This window comes from Streptomyces gamaensis (assembly GCF_042656465.1).
In the GTDB taxonomy this organism is placed as follows: Bacteria; Actinomycetota; Actinomycetes; order Streptomycetales; family Streptomycetaceae; genus Streptomyces; species Streptomyces gamaensis.
The window spans coordinates 424730-440908 of sequence record NZ_JBHSPB010000002.1 but is presented as its reverse complement, the minus strand read 5'-3'; the positions used below and the strand labels follow the sequence as shown (position 1 = coordinate 440908).

General features: G+C 73.5%; 1 protein-coding gene and 1 pseudogene. Both read right to left on the bottom strand.

Annotated features, from left to right (window positions below):
• Nucleotides 1–28: 28 nt before the first annotated feature.
• A pseudogene (locus ACFP1Z_RS04435) lies at nucleotides 29–5458 on the bottom strand (SDR family NAD(P)-dependent oxidoreductase); the annotation flags it as partial.
• Between the two features lie 92 nt (nucleotides 5459–5550).
• Entirely contained in the window at nucleotides 5551–16158 is a 10608-nt protein-coding gene (locus ACFP1Z_RS04430; RefSeq protein WP_390314517.1) for an SDR family NAD(P)-dependent oxidoreductase, read from the bottom strand.
• Nucleotides 16159–16179: the final 21 nt, after the last annotated feature.

Sequence of the window (16179 nt, the reverse complement as noted above, 5' to 3'; positions counted from 1 at the left end):
GTCCTCGCTAGCAGTGCGTGATGGGGAGTCAGAGGGAGCCGAGCTCGCGGTCGATGAGGTCGAACATCTCGTCGTCGGTGGCGGCGTCGATGTGGTCGAGGTCGAGGTCCGGGGTGTCGTGCGCGGTGGCCGGTGCCGTGTCCTGGTGGGTGTCGGTCCATTTCCACAGCAGCGACTTGAGCCGGGCGGTGACCTTGTCCCGTACCGCGTCCTCCAGGACGAGGGTGCCGAGGTGTTCGTCCAGCCGGTCCAGTTCCTCCAGGACCGGTGGGGTTTCGGCGGCCAGGTCGAGGACGAGGTCCTTGTGGAGCAGCCGGGCGATGGCGATCGGGGTGGGGTGGTCGAAGACCAGGGTGGGTCCCAGCCGCAGCCCTGTCGCGGCGTTGAGCCGGTTGCGCAGTTCCACGCTGGTGAGGGAGTCGAAGCCGAGGTCCCGGAAGGCGGTGGTGGGTTCGACCCGGGCCGGGGTGGCGAGGCCGAGTGCGGCGGCGGCCTGGTTGCGTACCAGGTCCAGCAGCGCTTTCTCCTGGTCGGCCTCCGGCATGCCCGCGAGCCGCCGGGCCAGGGCGGGGGTCCGCCCCGCGGCCGCGGCCTCCTCGCGGGTGCCGGCGGCGTCCGGTACCAGGCCGCGGAAGACCGCGGGCATCATGCCGGTACGGGCCATGGCGCGCAGTCCCGCGAAGTCCAGCCGGACCGGCACGACCACGGGCTGCTCCAGGCCGAGGGCGAGGTCGAAGAGGGCCAGTCCCTCGGAGGAGGTGAACGGTGCCACGCCGGCCCGGCTCATGCGCTTGCGGTCGACGTCGGTGATCCGGTCGCCCATGCCGCCGTTGTCGGTCCACAGGCCCCATGCCAGGGAGGTGCCGGGCAGTCCCGCCGCGCGGCGCTGTCGGGCCAGGCCGTCCAGGAAGGCGTTGGCGGCCGCGTAGTTGGCCGCTCCGGCGCTGCCCAGGATCCCGGACAGGGAGGAGAAGAGGAGGAACGCGGAGAGGTTCAGGTCCTTGGTCAGCTCGTGCAGGTGCAGTGCCCCGTCGACCTTCGGCCGCAGCACGGTGTCGAGGCGTTCCGGGGTCAGGGCGGTGATCACGCCGTCGTCGAGGGCCGCCGCCGCGTGTGCGACGGCCACGAGGGGGTGCCCGGCCGGGATCGAGGCCAGCAGTGCCCGGAGGGCGTCGCGGTCGGCGATGTCGCAGGCGGCCACGTCGACATGGGCGCCCGACTCGGCCATCTCGGCGGTGAATTCGGCGATGCCTTCGGCGGCGGGGCCGCGCCGGCTGGCCAGCAGCAGTCTGCGTGCTCCGTGTTCGGTGACGAGGTGGCGTGCGAGCGAGAGTCCGAGGCCGCCGGACGCGCCGGTGACCAGCACCGTCCCTTCGGGGTCCCAGGCGTGTGCGGTGGGCTCCTCGGGCAGGGTGATCCTCTCCAGGCGCGGGAGGAACAGGGTGTCGCCGCGTACCGCGCCCTGCGGTTCGTCGAGGGCGGCCAGCGCCTTGAGCGCGGGGCCGACGCGGTCGGTGTCCGCGTCGACGAGCAGCAGCCGGTCCGGGTGTTCGGCCTGGGCCGACTTCACCATTCCGGACACCGCGACGTGCGCGAGGTCCAGTGCCTCCCCGTCCAGGGCGACGGCTCCCCGCGTCATGACCACGAGCCGCGTGTCGGCGAACCGTTCGTCGCCGACCCACTCCTGAAGGGCCGACAGGACGTCGGTGAGCAACTGTCGTGTGGCGGCCGCGACTTCGCCGTGGCTCGGCGGGCAGGGCAGGAGGACGTGGGTGGGTGCTTGCGCACCGTCGTCCAGGGCCCGGCGGAGCGCGTCGATGTCGGGGTAGGGGCCGTCGCCGCCGAGAACCGCCCACTCGCCGTCGGCGGAAGAACCGGCGGGGACGGCGTGTTGGACCCAGTCGACCTCGAACATCCAGTCCTGGCCGGCCACGCGCGCCGCCAGTATGTGCTGCGGTGACACCGGCCTGGTCCGTACGGACGCCACGGAGGCCACGGGAGCGCCGTCGGCGTCGGTGAGTTCGACCACCGCCGTGCCGTCGGCGGCGGGCCGGACCCGTACGCGCGCGGTCGCGGCTCCCGGGGCGTGCACCGAGACGCCGCTCCAGGCGTCGGGCAGGAGCACCTTGCCGGGTTCCCCGGCACCGTTCGACTCCAGGAGTTCCAGGGCCGCTTGGAGCAGTACGGGGTGCAGGCCGTAGCTGTCCGCCCGCTCCCGCTCCACGGGCGGCAGTGCGGCCTCGGCGTACAGCTCGTCCCCGGCACGCCAGGCGGCGCGCAAGCTCCCGTCGCCGGTCACCTCCATGGGGTCGGCCCCGGTCGGCGGCCAGATCACCGTGTCGAACTCGGCCGCCGGAACGCGGTCGGTGAGTTCTCCGGTGGCGTGGCAGACCCACGGCGCCGAAGCGCTGTCGGCGGCCCGGCTGTAGATCCGCACGGTCCGCCGGCCGCTGTCGGTGCCGTCCTCGCCCGCCCCGATCTGCGCCTGCACGCGGACCGCGCCCTGGGGCGCCAGGACGAGCGGGGCCGTCACGTCCAGCTGTTCCAGGTGCGGGAACCCCGCCTGCCGGCCCGCGCACAGGGCGAGTTCCACGAACGCGGTGACCGGAAGGACCGGCACGCCGCCGACCGTACGCTCCACGGTCCAGGGCAGGTCGGCCGGGGACAGCTGCCCGGTGAACAGGACGTCCTGTCCCCCGGCGGTCTCCACCACCGCGCCGAGCAGGGGGTGACCTGAGGAGTCCAGGCCCGCCGAGGACACGTCGGGCGCGGCCGATCCCTGGAGCCAGTAGCGTTCGCGCTGGAAGGCATAGGTGGGCAGTTCCACTGTCCGGGCGCCGGGGAAGAGGGCGCGCCAGTCCGGGGACACTCCGTGCGCGTGCAGCTGCCCGAGAGCGGTGACGACGGCCTGCGGCTCGGGGCGGCCGGCACGCAGCACCGGAACGGTGACCACGTCGTCCACGCAGCCCTGCGTCAGAGCGCTCAGCACACCGCCGGGGCCGATCTCCACGAAGGTGGTCACGCCGTGCTCGTGGAGGGTCTTGATGCCGTCGGCGAAGCGCACCGCCTCACGGACGTGCCGCACCCAGTACTCGGCCGTGCAGGGCTCCGCCAGACGGCCCGTCAGGGTGGACGCCACGGGAATCCGCGCTTCGTTGAAGGACAGGCTTTCCACGACCGTGCGGAATTCGTCGAGCATCGGGTCCATCAGCGGCGAGTGGAAGGCGTGACTGACCTTCAGCCGCGACGTCTTACGACCCTGCCGCGCGAAGACCTCCGCGACTGCCAGTGCGGCGCCCTCGGTACCGGACACCACCACGGACTCCGGGCCGTTGACCGCCGCGATGCCCACCCCGTCGGTGAGATGCGGCAGGACTTCTTCCTCCGTGGCCTGCACCGCCACCATCGCCCCGCCGGCGGGCAACGCCTGCATCAGCGCGGCACGCGCCGACACCAGCTTCGCCGCATCCTCCAGCGACAACACACCCGCCACATGCGCGGCAGCGATCTCCCCCACCGAGTGACCCGCCACGAAGTCCGGCCGGATTCCCCAGGATTCGAGGAGCCGGAACAGGGCCACTTCAATGGCGAACAGGGCGGGCTGTGTGCACCCGGTCTGGTGCAGTTCCGCCTCGTCGATGTCCAGTGTCACACCGAGGTGCGCGCGTACCTGGTCGTAGGCCTCCGCGAAGACCGGGAACGCTGCGTACAACTCCCGGCCCATACCGGCCCGTTGTGAGCCCTGACCCGAGAACAGGAAGCCGGTCCTGCCGCCGGCCGGACGTCCCAGCACCACTCCCGGCGACACCGCGCCGGTGGCCAGGTCCCCGAGGCCGCGGAGCAGTTCCTCACGGCTCTCCCCCACCACCACCGCCCGGTGCTCCAGCACCGAACGCGTCGTGGCCAGCGAGAAGCCGACATCGGCCGGTTCCGCCTCCTGGGTGCCCGGGGACGACAGCAGCCGCTCGGCCTGGGCCCGCAGCGCTTCGTCGCTCTTCGCCGACAACACCCACGGCACGAAGGGTGTCCGCGCGGGCAACGGCTCCTCGGCCGGGCCGGCTTCGTGCGCGTTCTCGTCCGGCTCCTCCACCGCCTGCTCGATGACGACGTGCGCGTTGGTGCCGCTGATGCCGAAGGAGGAGATCCCGGCACGGCGCGGGTGCTCCGACTCCGGCCAGTCGACCGGTTCGGTCAGCAGCTCGACGGCTCCGGTCGTCCAGTCGACCTGCGGGGTCGGCTCGTCGACGTGCAGGGTTCGCGGCAGTACGCCGTGCCGCATCGCCATGACCATCTTGATCACACCGGCGACTCCGGCGGCGGCCTGAGCGTGGCCGATGTTGGACTTCAACGAGCCGAGCCACAACGGCCGTTCCTCCGGCCGCTCCTGACCGTACGTCGCCAGCAGCGCCTGCGCCTCGATGGGGTCGCCGAGGGTGGTGCCCGTGCCGTGGGCCTCGACGGCGTCCACGTCGGCGGGCGAGAGGCCGGCGGAGGCCAGCGCCTGGAGGATCGCGCGCTGCTGTGAAGGGCCGTTGGGGGCGGTCAGGCCGTTGGAGGCGCCGTCCTGGTTGACCGCGCTGCCCCGGACGACCGCGAGCACCTGGTGGCCCAGGCGCCGGGCGTCCCGCAGGCGTTCCACGAGCAGCATGCCGGCGCCCTCGGACCACGAGGCGCCGTCCGCCGCCGCCGCGAAGGACTTGCAGCGGCCGTCGGGGGCGAGCCCGCGCTGGCGGCTGAACTCCACGAAGGCGCTCGGGCCCGCCATGACCGTAGCGCCGCCGGCGAGCGCCATCGAGCACTCGCCGTTGCGCAGCGACTGAACGGCCAGGTGCAGGGCGACCAGGGAGGACGAGCACGCCGTGTCGATCGTGACCGCCGGGCCCTCGAAGCCGAGGGTGTAGGCGATGCGTCCGGAGGCGACGCTGCCGGAGTTGCCGGTGCTGAGGAGTCCTTCGACGCCCTCGGGGAGGGTTCCCGGCACGAAGCCGTAGTCGTGGTACATCAGGCCGGCGAAGACGCCGGTGCGGCTGCCCTTGAGGGTGGCCGGGTCGATGCCGGCGTGTTCGCAGGCCTCCCACGCGGTCTCCAGCAGCAGCCGCTGCTGCGGGTCCATCGCCAGCGCCTCGCGCGGGGAGATCCCGAAGAAGGCCGCGTCGAAGTCCGCCGCGTCGTGCAGGAATCCGCCCTGCCGGGTGTAGACCTTGCCGGGCCGCTCGGGGTCGGGGTCGTAGAGGGCGTCGGTGTCCCAGCCCCGGTTGCCGGGGAAGTCCGAGATCGCGTCCCGGCCCTCGGCCAGCAGCCGCCACAGGCTCTGCGGGGAGTCGACGCCGCCGGGGAACCGGCAGCTCATGCCCACGATGGCGATGGGCTCCTGGTCCCGGGCCTCCAGCTCGCGCACGCGCCGCCGGGCCTGGCGCAGGTCGGTGGTGGCCCGCTTGAGGTAGTCCCGGAGCTTGTCTTCGTTCATCATCTGGTGTTGCCCGCCCCTTTTGGCCTGCTTGTGGCCTGTGCAGTTCAGGAGTTGCCGCGGTTGTGGGAGGTGCCGCGGCTTCAGGAGATGCCGAGTTCGTCGTCGAGGAGCTCATACAGCTCCTCGTCGCTCGCCGAGCTGAGGTCGTCCTCGTCCCCGGCTCCGCCCGCGTCCTCCGGATCGGCCGGCGCGTTCCCGTTCCAGCGGGAGAGCAGCGCCTGGAGACGCATATTGATCTTGGTTCGGGTGGTGTTGTCCGCGTCGGTCCCGGCGGTGTCGAGGGCGGCGGCGAGGCGGTCGATCTCGTCGAACACCGATGCCGTGCCGGCGCCCGTGCCGCCGGGGAGGTCCTTGAGGACCCGCTGCGCGAGGACTTCGGGCGTCGGGTGGTCGAAGACCAGCGTGGCGGGCAGCCGCAGGCCGGTGGCCTTGTTGAGGCGGTTGCGCAGTTCCACGGCGGTCAGCGAGTCGAAGCCCAGGTCGCCGAAGACCTGGTCGGGCTGGACGGAGGCGGCCGAGCTGTGCCCCAGGACGGCGGCGACCTCGGACCGGATCAGTTCCAGTACGGCCGCTTCGCGCTCGTTCTCGGGCAGGCCCGCGATCCGCTGTGCCAGCGGTACGGCCGTGGCCCGGTCCGTGCGCCGTGTCCGGATGCCGACGAGCGATCCGAGCAGCGGCGGCACGGGGGCGGCCGCGTTCCGCAGGGCGGCGAGGTCGAGGCGTGCCGCGACGACCACCGGCCGGTCCGACGCGAGGGCGGCGTCGAAGAGTTCGAGCCCTTCCTCGTCGGTCAGCGGCAGCACTCCTCCGCGGGCGAGCCGGGTACGGTCCGTTCCGCCGAGGTCGCCGGTCATCGCACCGGCCCGCTGCCACAGTCCCCAGGGCAGCGACAGCGCGGGCAGTCCCTGCGCGCGACGCCGCCTCGCGAAGGCGTCGAGGAAGGCGTTGGCGGCGGCGTAGTTGGCCTGCCCGGGGGTGCCGAGGGTGCCCGCGAGCGAGGAGAAGACCACGAACGCCGAGAGCCCGCCCGTCAGTTCGTGCAGGTTCAGCACGGCGTCGGCCTTCGGGCGCAGCACCGCGTCCAGGCGTTCCGGCGTGAGCGAGCCGATCACCCCGTCGTCGAGGACACCGGCCGTGTGCACCACGGCGGTCAGCGCCGTCCCGGCCAGGGCCTTCGCCAGGGCGTCGCGGTCGGCCGCGTCGCAGGCGGCCCAGCGCACTTCGGCGCCCGAGGCGGCCAGTTCCGCCTGGAGTTCGGCCGCGCCGTCGGCGTCCGCGCCGCGCCGGCTCATCAGCAGCAGGCTGCGGACTCCGTGCCGGTCGACCAGGTGCCGGGCGAGCAGTCCGCCCAGGGCGCCCGAGGCGCCGGTGAGCAGAACGGTCCCGTCGCCGAAGTCGACTGGCTCCTGGGGGGTTTCGGTGGCGACCCTGGCGAGCCGGGGCAGCAGCAGGGTGTCGCCGCGCAGCGCCGCCTGCGGTTCCCCGGACGATACGAGGCGGGGTACGGCCACTGTCGTGACCGTGTTCCAGTCGATGCCGCCGCCGGTGCCACCGTCGGTGCCGCTTTCGGTGTCGAGGAGGACGAACCGGTCCGGGTTCTCCGACTGGGCCGAGCGCAGCAGGCCCCACACGGCCGCGTGGGCGGGATCGTCTCCGGGGTCGGCGGCGTCCCGGGTCACCAGCACCAGGCGCGCGGCCCGGTCCTCGGCCGTCCACCACTGCACCAGGTCCAGGACCTCGGCCAGGACGTCCCGGACGCGTTCGGCGTCCGTACCCGAGCCGGCCGGGCACGGGACGACGACGGCGTCCACGTCGGCGCCCGTCCCCGCGTCGTACGCGGCCTTCAGGGAGGCGATGTCGTCAAAGGCCGCTACGGCCGGGCTGGTTGCCGTCTCGGAGGATGCGGTGAGCGGTGACCATTCCACGGTGAACAACGCGTCGCGGGAGCCGGTACGGAGCTGGTCCGCCGATACCGGACGCAGCGTCAGGGACTCCACGGAGACGACGGGCCGTCCCGTGCCGTCGGTGGCCTCCAGCCGTATCGCGTCCCCGCCGGCCGCCGACAGCCGCACCCGCAGAGCGGCGGCTCCGCTCGCGTGCACGGTGACCCGGGACCACGCGAAGGGCAGCAGCGGGCCGTCGGCCGCCGGTACGAGCCCGCCCGCGCCCAGCGCGTGCAGCGCGGAGTCCAGCAGGGCCGGGTGCACCCCGAAGGAGCCAGCGTCCGCGCCCGCTTCCCCGGGGACGGCCAGTTCGGCGTAGACGGCGTCGGTGCCGCGCCACACGGCGCGCAGCCCCTGGAACAACGGCCCGTAGCTCAGGCCGAGTCCGGCGAGCCGGTCGTAGAAGCCGTCGAGTTCGACCGGTGACGCGTCGGCCGGGGGCCAGACGGCCGGGCCGTCCTCGGCCCGGTCCGTGCCGGTGGCGAGGGTGCCGGTGGCGTTGCGGACCCACGGGCCGTCCTCGCTGCGGGAGTGCACGCCCAGCGGCCGCCGGCCCGCGTCGTCCGGGGCGCCCACCAGCACTTGCAGGGCGATACCGCCGCGCTCGGGCAGCACCAGCGGTGCCTGCAGGGTCAGTTCCTCCACCATGTCGCAGCCGGTCTCGGCGGCGGCGTGGGCGGCCAGTTCGACGAAGGCCGTTCCCGGCAGCAGTACTGTGCCGAGCACGGCGTGGTCGGCGAGCCAGGGCTGGGTCTGCAGCGACAGCAGCCCGGTCAGCAAGTGGCCTCCGGCGTCCGGCAGTTCCACGGCCGCGCCCAGGAACGGGTGGTCGGCGGACTCCAGTCCGGCGGCCCGTACGTCACCGATCGCGGCCCCGGCCTCCAGCCAGTACCGCTCGTGCCGGAACGCGTACGTGGGCAGGTCGACGGTACGGGCACCCGGCAGGACCGCGTCCCAGTCGACGGCGGCGCCGTGCGCGTGGGCCTGCGCCAGCGACAGCAGCAGCCGGTGCCGGCCGCCGTCACCGCGCCGCAGCGTCGGGACGACCACGGCCTCGGCCTCCGCGGCCTCGATGGCGTCCTGGATGCCCGCCAACTGCACGGGGTGCGGGCTGACTTCGACGAACACGTCGTGCCCGTCGGCCAGGAGGGAGCCGATGGCGTCGTGGAAGCGCACCGTCTGCCGCATGTTGCGGTACCAGTAGCCGGAGCCGAGCTCGTCCGTGCCGACTCTCCCGCCGGTCACCGTGGAGTAGAAGGGGACGGTGCCGGGGCGGGCGGTGACGCCGGCGAAGCCTTCCGCGGCGGCGGCCTCGACCTGCTCGATCTGCGGCGAGTGCGCGGCGTAGTCCACGGCGACCTTGCGGGCCTGGACGCCCTGCTCCTCACAGTGCGCGAGCAGTTCGTCCAGGGCGCCCGTCTCGCCGGAGACCACCACGGTGCCCGGGCCGTTGACGGCGCCGATGCCGAGCCGGCCGGCCCACCGGTCGACGAGTTCCCGCGCTTCGTTCTCCGGGAGGGTCACGGAGGCCATGCCGCCCAGGCCCTGGAGTTCACGGACCGCCAGGCTGCGTTGCGCCACGACGCGTGCCCCGTCCTCCAGGGAGATCGCTCCGGCGACCACGGCGGCGGAGACCTCGCCCTGGGAGTGTCCGACGACGGCGGCAGGGGTGACGCCGAAGGAGCGCCACACCTCGGCCAGGGCGACCGTCATCGCCCACAGCACGGGCTGCAGTACGTCGACCCGGTCCTGTTCCACGTCGGACTCGCCGCGCAGGACGGCGGTCAGCGACCAGTCGACGTGCGGGGCGAGAGCGCGCTCGCAGTCGGCGATGCGGTCGCGGAAGACGGTGGAGTTCTCCAGGAGTTCGGCGGCCATGCCCAGCCACTGCGAGCCCTGCCCGGGGAAGACGAAGACGGCCTTGCCGCCGGTGCGGGCGGTGCCGGTGACGACGTGGGACGGGGTGGAGCCGTCCGCGACGGCGGCCAGCCCCTGCCGGAACTCCTCGGGGTCGTCCGCGACCACCACCGCGCGGTGCTCGAAGGCCGCCCTGGTCGTGGCCAGCGCGTACGCCACGTCGGCCGGGGCGGCTTCGGCGCCCTCGGTGTCCAGGAAGGACAGCAGCCGCTGGGCCTGGCCGCGCAGTGCCGCCTCGCTCTTCGCCGAGATTACCCACGGCACTGCCGTTCCCGGCTCGGGTGCGGTCGGCAACTCGGCTGCGGCGGGGGCTTGTTCGAGGATGATGTGGGCGTTGGTGCCGCTGACGCCGAAGGAGGAGATGCCCGCGCGGCGCGGACCGTCCGCGTCCCAGTCGACGGCGTCGGTCAGCAGCCGTACCGTACCGTCCGACCAGTCCACATGCGGCGTGGGCTCGTCCACGTGCAGGGTTCGCGGCAGCACACCGTGCCGCATCGCCATCACCATCTTGATGATGCCCGCAGCACCAGCGGCCGCCTGAGTGTGCCCGATGTTGGACTTCAACGACCCGAGCCACAGCGGCCGTTCCGCCGAACGCTCCTGACCGTACGTCGCGATGACCGCCTGCGCCTCGATCGGGTCACCCAGCTTCGTCCCCGTACCGTGCGCCTCCACCGCGTCCACATCGGCGGCAGACAGCCCGGCGGCGGCCAGGGCCTCTCGGATGACCCGCTGTTGCGAAGGACCGTTCGGCGCCGTCAGGCCGTTCGACGCGCCGTCCTGGTTGACTGCCGTGCCCCGCACCACGGCGAGGATCCGGTGCCCGTTGCGTTGTGCGTCCGACAGCCGCTCGACGAGCAGCATGCCGACGCCCTCGCCCCAGCCGGTGCCGTCCGCGCCGGCCGCGAACGCCTTGCAGCGGCCGTCGGCGGACAGGCCGCGCTGTCGGCTGAACTCCACGAACACCGTCGGGCTCGCCATCACCGTCACACCACCGGCCAGCGCCATCGAGCACTCACCACTGCGCAGCGACTGAATCGCCAGATGCAGCGCCACCAGCGACGACGAGCACGCCGTGTCGATCGTGACCGCCGGCCCCTCCAGACCGAACGTGTACGACACACGACCCGAGGCCACGCTGCCGGAGCCCCCGGTGGTGAGGAGACCTTCGACGCCCTCGGGGAGTTCGCGCGAGCCCTGTCCGTAGTCGTGGTACATCAGGCCGGTGAAGACCCCGGTCCGGCTGCCGCGCAGCGAGGCCGGGTCGATGCCGGCGTGTTCGCAGGCCTCCCACGCGGTCTCCAGCAGCAGCCGCTGCTGCGGGTCCATGGCGAGGGCCTCACGCGGCGAGATCCCGAAGAACGCGGCGTCGAACTCGGCTGCCTCGTGCAGGAATCCGCCCTGTGCGGTGTACGTGGTGCCGAGCCGCTCGGGGTCCGGGTCGTAGAGCGACTCGATGTCCCAGCCCCGGTCGTCGGGGAATCCAGAGATGCCGTCGCGGCCCTCCGCGACCAGCCGCCACAGGTCCTCCGGGGAGCGCACGCCGCCCGGGAGGCGGCAGCTCATGCCGACGATGGCGATCGGCTCGTCGGCGGCGGCGTCCGTGGTCTGCCGTACCGCTGCCGTGGTTCCGGGGGCGTCGCCGAGGAGTTCGGCGGCGATGTGCCGGGCGAGGGCGGCGGGGGTCGGGTGGTCGAAGACGAGGGTCGCGGGCAGGCGCAGGCCGGTTCCGGTGGCGAGCCGGTTGCGCAGTTCGACGGCCGTCAGGGAGTCGAAGCCCAGGTCCTGGAAGGCGTGCGCGGGCTGGATCGCGCGGGGCGAGGAGTGCCCCAGCACGGCGGCGACCTCGGTCCGGACGAGGTCCAGGAGGGCCTCGTCGCGCTCGTCCCGGGTCAGCCCGGCGAGGCGGTCGGCGAGCGTTGCGGTGGTGGCGGGCCGGGCGGTGCCGCGTGTCGTGGCGCGGACGAGTCCGCGCAGCAGGGCCGGGACGTCTCCGGCCGCCCGGTCGCGCAGGGCGGCGGTGTCGATGCGGACGGGTACGAGCACGGGCGCGGCCGAGGCGAGCGCGGAGTCGAACAGCCTCAGGCCGTCCTCGGTGGACAGCGGCAGCACGCCCGAGCGTGCCATCCGTGACCTGCCGGCCTCGTCGAGGGAGTCGGCCATGGCGCCGTCCTGCTCCCACAGGCCCCACGCCAGCGAGACCGTGGGCAGGCCCCGGCCCCGGCGGTGCCGGGCGAAGGCGTCGAGGAAGGCGTTGGCGGCCGCGTAGTTGCCCTGGCCGGGGTTGCCGAACACTCCGGCGGCGGAGGAGAAGAGCACGAACGGCGTGTCGTCACCGGTGAGTTCGCTCAGATTGAGCACGGCGTCGGCCTTGGGCTTCAGCACGGCGTCCAGGCGCTGCGGCGTGAGCGCGGCGAGGACGCCGTCGTCCAGTACGCCGGCGGTGTGCACGACGGAGCCGACCGGTGTCGTGGCCAGCACCCGGGCGAGTGCGGCGCGGTCGGCGACGTCGCAGGCGGCCCAGGTCACCTCGGCGCCGTACGCGGCGAGTTCGGCCTCCAGGGCTGCGGCGCCGGGGGCGTCCGCGCCGCGTCGGCTGAGCAACAGCAGGCTGCGTACGCCGTGTTCGGCCACCAGGTGGCGGGCGATGGTTCCGCCGAGCGCGCCGGAGGCGCCGGTCAGCAGGACGGTGCCGAGGCGGGGGGCGGCCGCTTCCGGGTCCGGGGAGGCCGCCCGGGTCAGGCGGGGGACGCGTGTCTCCCCGTCGCGGACGACGACATGGGGTTCGCCGCAGCGCACGATGCCGGGTACGAGCGTCGACAGGTCGGCCTGGCCGTCGGTTTCGACCAGCACGATCCGGTCGGGGTTCTCCGCCTGGGCGGAGCGCACCAGACCGCCGGCGGCGGCGTGGGCGAGGTCGTCGCAGTCCGCCACCAGGACCAGCCGTGCCGCCCGTTCCCCGGCGGACCACCACTGCAGCAGTCGCAGCACCTCGGCGGTGACCTCGCGGACCCGCTCGGCCTCGGACGCCCCGTCCGGGCCGTCGGGGCACGCCACCACGACGACGTCGGGCTGAGACTGTGACGTGCCGTCAATGTCGCCCAGAGACTGGGCGTCCGGTGCGTAGGCGACCGTCGTGCCGTCCGTGTCGGCCGGCAGGGACAGCGGCGTCCACTCCACGGTGAACATGGCGTCCTCGGAGCGCTTGCGGAGCTGCTCGGCCGAAACGGCGCGCAGCGTCAGCGACTCCACGGACGCGACCGGCTCTCCGGCGGCGTCGGCCAGGAGCAGGGACACGGTGTCCGTACCGGCTCGTGACAGCCGCACGCGTACGGTCGACGCTCCCGTGGCGCGGACGGACACCCCGGACCAGGCGAACGGCAGCAGGGGCCCGTCCGCTTCGGCCACCAGGGTGCCGGCGCTCGCGCCGATCGCGTGGAGCGTCGCGTCCAGGAGCGCCGGGTGCAGGAGGAAGGAGCCGACGTCCAGGCCGTCGGGCAGGGCGACTTCGGCGAAGACGTCCTCGCCCGCGCGCCAGGCGGCGCGCAGTCCGCGGAACGCCGGCCCGTAGGCCAGGCCGAGGCCGTCGAGCCGCTCGTAGAAGCCGTCGAGGCCGACCGGTTCGGCGCCCTGGGGCGGCCACACCGTCAGCGTCCGGTCGGCCGGGGCGCCCGTACCGTCGGTGACGGAGCCGGTCGCGTGCCGGACCCACGGCTGGTCGGTGTCGTCCTCGGAGCGCGAGTGCACGGTCAGCGGCCGGCGGCCGGAGCCGTCGTCCGCGCCGACCCATACCTGGACCGCGACGCCGCCCCGCTCGGGCAGGACCAGGGGTGCTTCGAGAGTGAGGTCCTCCAGCAGTTCGCAGCCGGCTTCGTCGGCCGCGCGTACCGCGAGTTCGACGAACGCGGTGCCCGGCAGCAGGACGTTCCCGAGGACCGTGTGGTCGGCCAGCCACGGGTGTGTGCGCAGCGACAGCCGGCCGGTCAGCAGCCGTTCGTCGCCGCCGGCGAGGGCGACGGTGGCGCCCAGCAGGGGGTGGCCGGCGGAGCCGAGGCCGGCCGCGCGCACGTCGCCGGGCGCGGCGGGTGAGGCGTCGAGCCAGTAGCGCTCGTACTGGAAGGCGTAGGTGGGCAGTTCCACGCGCTGGGCGGCGGGGAAGAAGGCGGGCCAGTCCGGCGAGAGGCCGTGCGCGTGCAGTTCGGAGACGGCGCAGACGAGGGCCGCGCGCTCGGGGCGGTCGGCGCGCAGCACCGGGACGGTGAGGACTTCGGCCGCGTCCAGGCAGCCTTGCGTCATGCCGCTGAGGACGCCTCCGGGGCCGATCTCCACGAACGTGGTCACGCCGTGCTCGTGCAGGGTGTGGACGCCGTCGGCGAAGCGGACCGCCTCACGGACATGACGGACCCAGTACTCGGCCGTGTACGCCTCGATGAACCGGCCCGTAACGTTGGAGACGACGGGGATCTTCGGCCGGTCGAAGGCCAGATCGCGCACGACGGCGGCGAAATCGTCGAGCATGGGGTCCATCAGCGGCGAGTGGAAGGCGTGACTGACCTTCAGCCGGGACGTCTTGCGACCCTGCTGGGTGAAGACCTCCGCGACCGCCAGCACCGCCTCTTCGGCACCCGAAACCACCACCGACTGCGGGCCGTTGACCGCCGCGATGCTCACCTCGTCGGTAAGGTGCGGCAGGATCTCGTCCTCGCCGGCCTGGACGGCGACCATCGCGCCGCCGGCGGGCAGCGCCTGCATCAGCCGGGCACGGGCGGAGACCAGCTTCGCCGCGTCCTGGAGCGACAGCGCCCCCGCCACGTGCGCGGCCGCGATCTCACCGACGGAGTGACCGGCCACGTAGTCGGGGCGGATGCCCCAGGACTCCAGGAGCCGGAAGAGCGCCACCTCGACGGCGAACAGCGCCGGTTGGGCCATGCCGGTCCCGTGCAGGTCCTCCGAGTCGACGTCCACAGTGGCGTCGAGGTGCGCGCACACCTCGTCGTACGCGGCCGCGAACGCCGGATACGCCGCATACAACTCGCGCCCCATGCCGAGGCGTTGCGACCCCTGACCGGAGAAGAGGAAGCCGACGCGGCCCGCGGTGCCGGAGCGGCCGCGTACCACGCCCGGGGCGGGGGATCCGGCGGCGACCGCGCGCAGTCCTTCGGTGAGCTCGTGAAGGGTCTCGCCCTGGACCACCGCGCGGTGTTCGAGGGCCGTGCGTGTCGTGGCGAGCGAGAACGCCACGTCCTTGAGGGGAACGTCACCGTCCATGCGGGACAGCAGGCGTTCGGCCTGCGCGCACAGCGCCGCTTCGCTCTTGCCGGACAGCACCCACGGCACGGGGCCGCCCTCGGCCGGAAACGCGGCCTCGACGGCTGCCGTCGCGGCGGCCGAGTCGCCCTCGTCGCCTTCGTCGGTGTCGTCGGTCTCTTCGAGGGTCTCGGCCGAGGGGGCTTCCTCGATGATCGTGTGCGCGTTGGTGCCGCTGATCCCGAAGGAGGAGACCGCGGCCCGGCGCGGCTGTTCGGTGGTCGGCCAGGCTACGGGTCCGGTCAGCAGCAGTACCGCGCCCGCCGACCAGTCCACGTGCGGGGTCGGCTCGTCGACGTGCAGGGTCGGCGGCAGCTGGCCGTGGCGCAGGGCCATGACCATCTTGATGATGCCGGCCACACCGGCGGCGGCCTGGGTGTGCCCGATGTTGGACTTGATCGACCCCAGCCACAACGGCCGTTCCTCGGAACGGCCTTGACCGTAGGTCGCGAGGAGGGCCTGCGCCTCGATCGGGTCGCCCAGCTTCGTGCCCGTGCCGTGCGCCTCGACCACGTCGACCTGGGCGGTCGTCAGCCGGGCGGCGGTCAGTGCCTGGCGGATCACCCGCTGCTGGGAGGGGCCGTTGGGGGCGGTCAGGCCGTTGGAGGCGCCGTCCTGGTTGACGGCGGATCCCCGGACGACCGCGAGGACCTGGTGGCCGTTGCGGCGGGCGTCGGAGAGCCGTTCGACCAGCAGCAGGCCGGCGCCCTCGCCCCAGCCGGTGCCGTCGGCGCCGGCCGCGAACGCCTTGCAGCGGCCGTCGGGCGCCAGTCCGCGCTGCCGGCTGAAGCCGACGAACGTGGCGGGGCCGACCATCGCGGTGACCCCGCCGGCCACGGCCAGTGAGCACTCGCCGTTGCGCAGTGACTGGACGGCCAGGTGCAGGGCGACGAGCGAGGACGAGCAGGCCGTGTCCACGGTGACGGCCGGGCCTTCGAGACCGAAGGTGTAGGCCACCCGGCCGGAGGCGACACTGCCCGAGGTGCCCGTCCCCAGGTAACCCTCAAGGTCTTCCGGGGAGTTCTGCAGGGCGGCGAGGAACTCGTGGTTCATCACGCCCGCGAACACGCCGGTCCGGCTCCCCGCGAGCGAGGCGGCGTCGATGCCCGCCCGCTCGAAGAGTTCCCAGGACGTCTCCAGCAGCAGCCGCTGCTGGGGGTCCATCGCGAGCGCCTCGCGGGGCGAGATCCCGAACAGGCCGGCGTCGAACCGCGCCAGGTCGTCCAGGAACGCGCCCTCGCGGGCGTAGCTGGTGCCCCGGTGCTCCGGGTCCGGGTCGTAGAGCGCGTCCAGGTCCCAGCCGCGATCGGCGGGGAACTCCGTGACGGCGTCCCGGCCGGTGGAGACCAGCTCCCACAGATCCTCCGGCGAGCGGACGCCTCCGGGGTAGCGGCAGCTCATCCCGATGATGGCGACCGGCTCCCCGGCGGCGTCCTCGTGCTCACGAAGGCGCCGCCGGGTCTCCTGGAGATCTGCGGTGACTCGCTTCAGGAAATAGCGGAGCTTGTCCTCGTTCGCCACCGAAATCGTCCCTCACCCCTG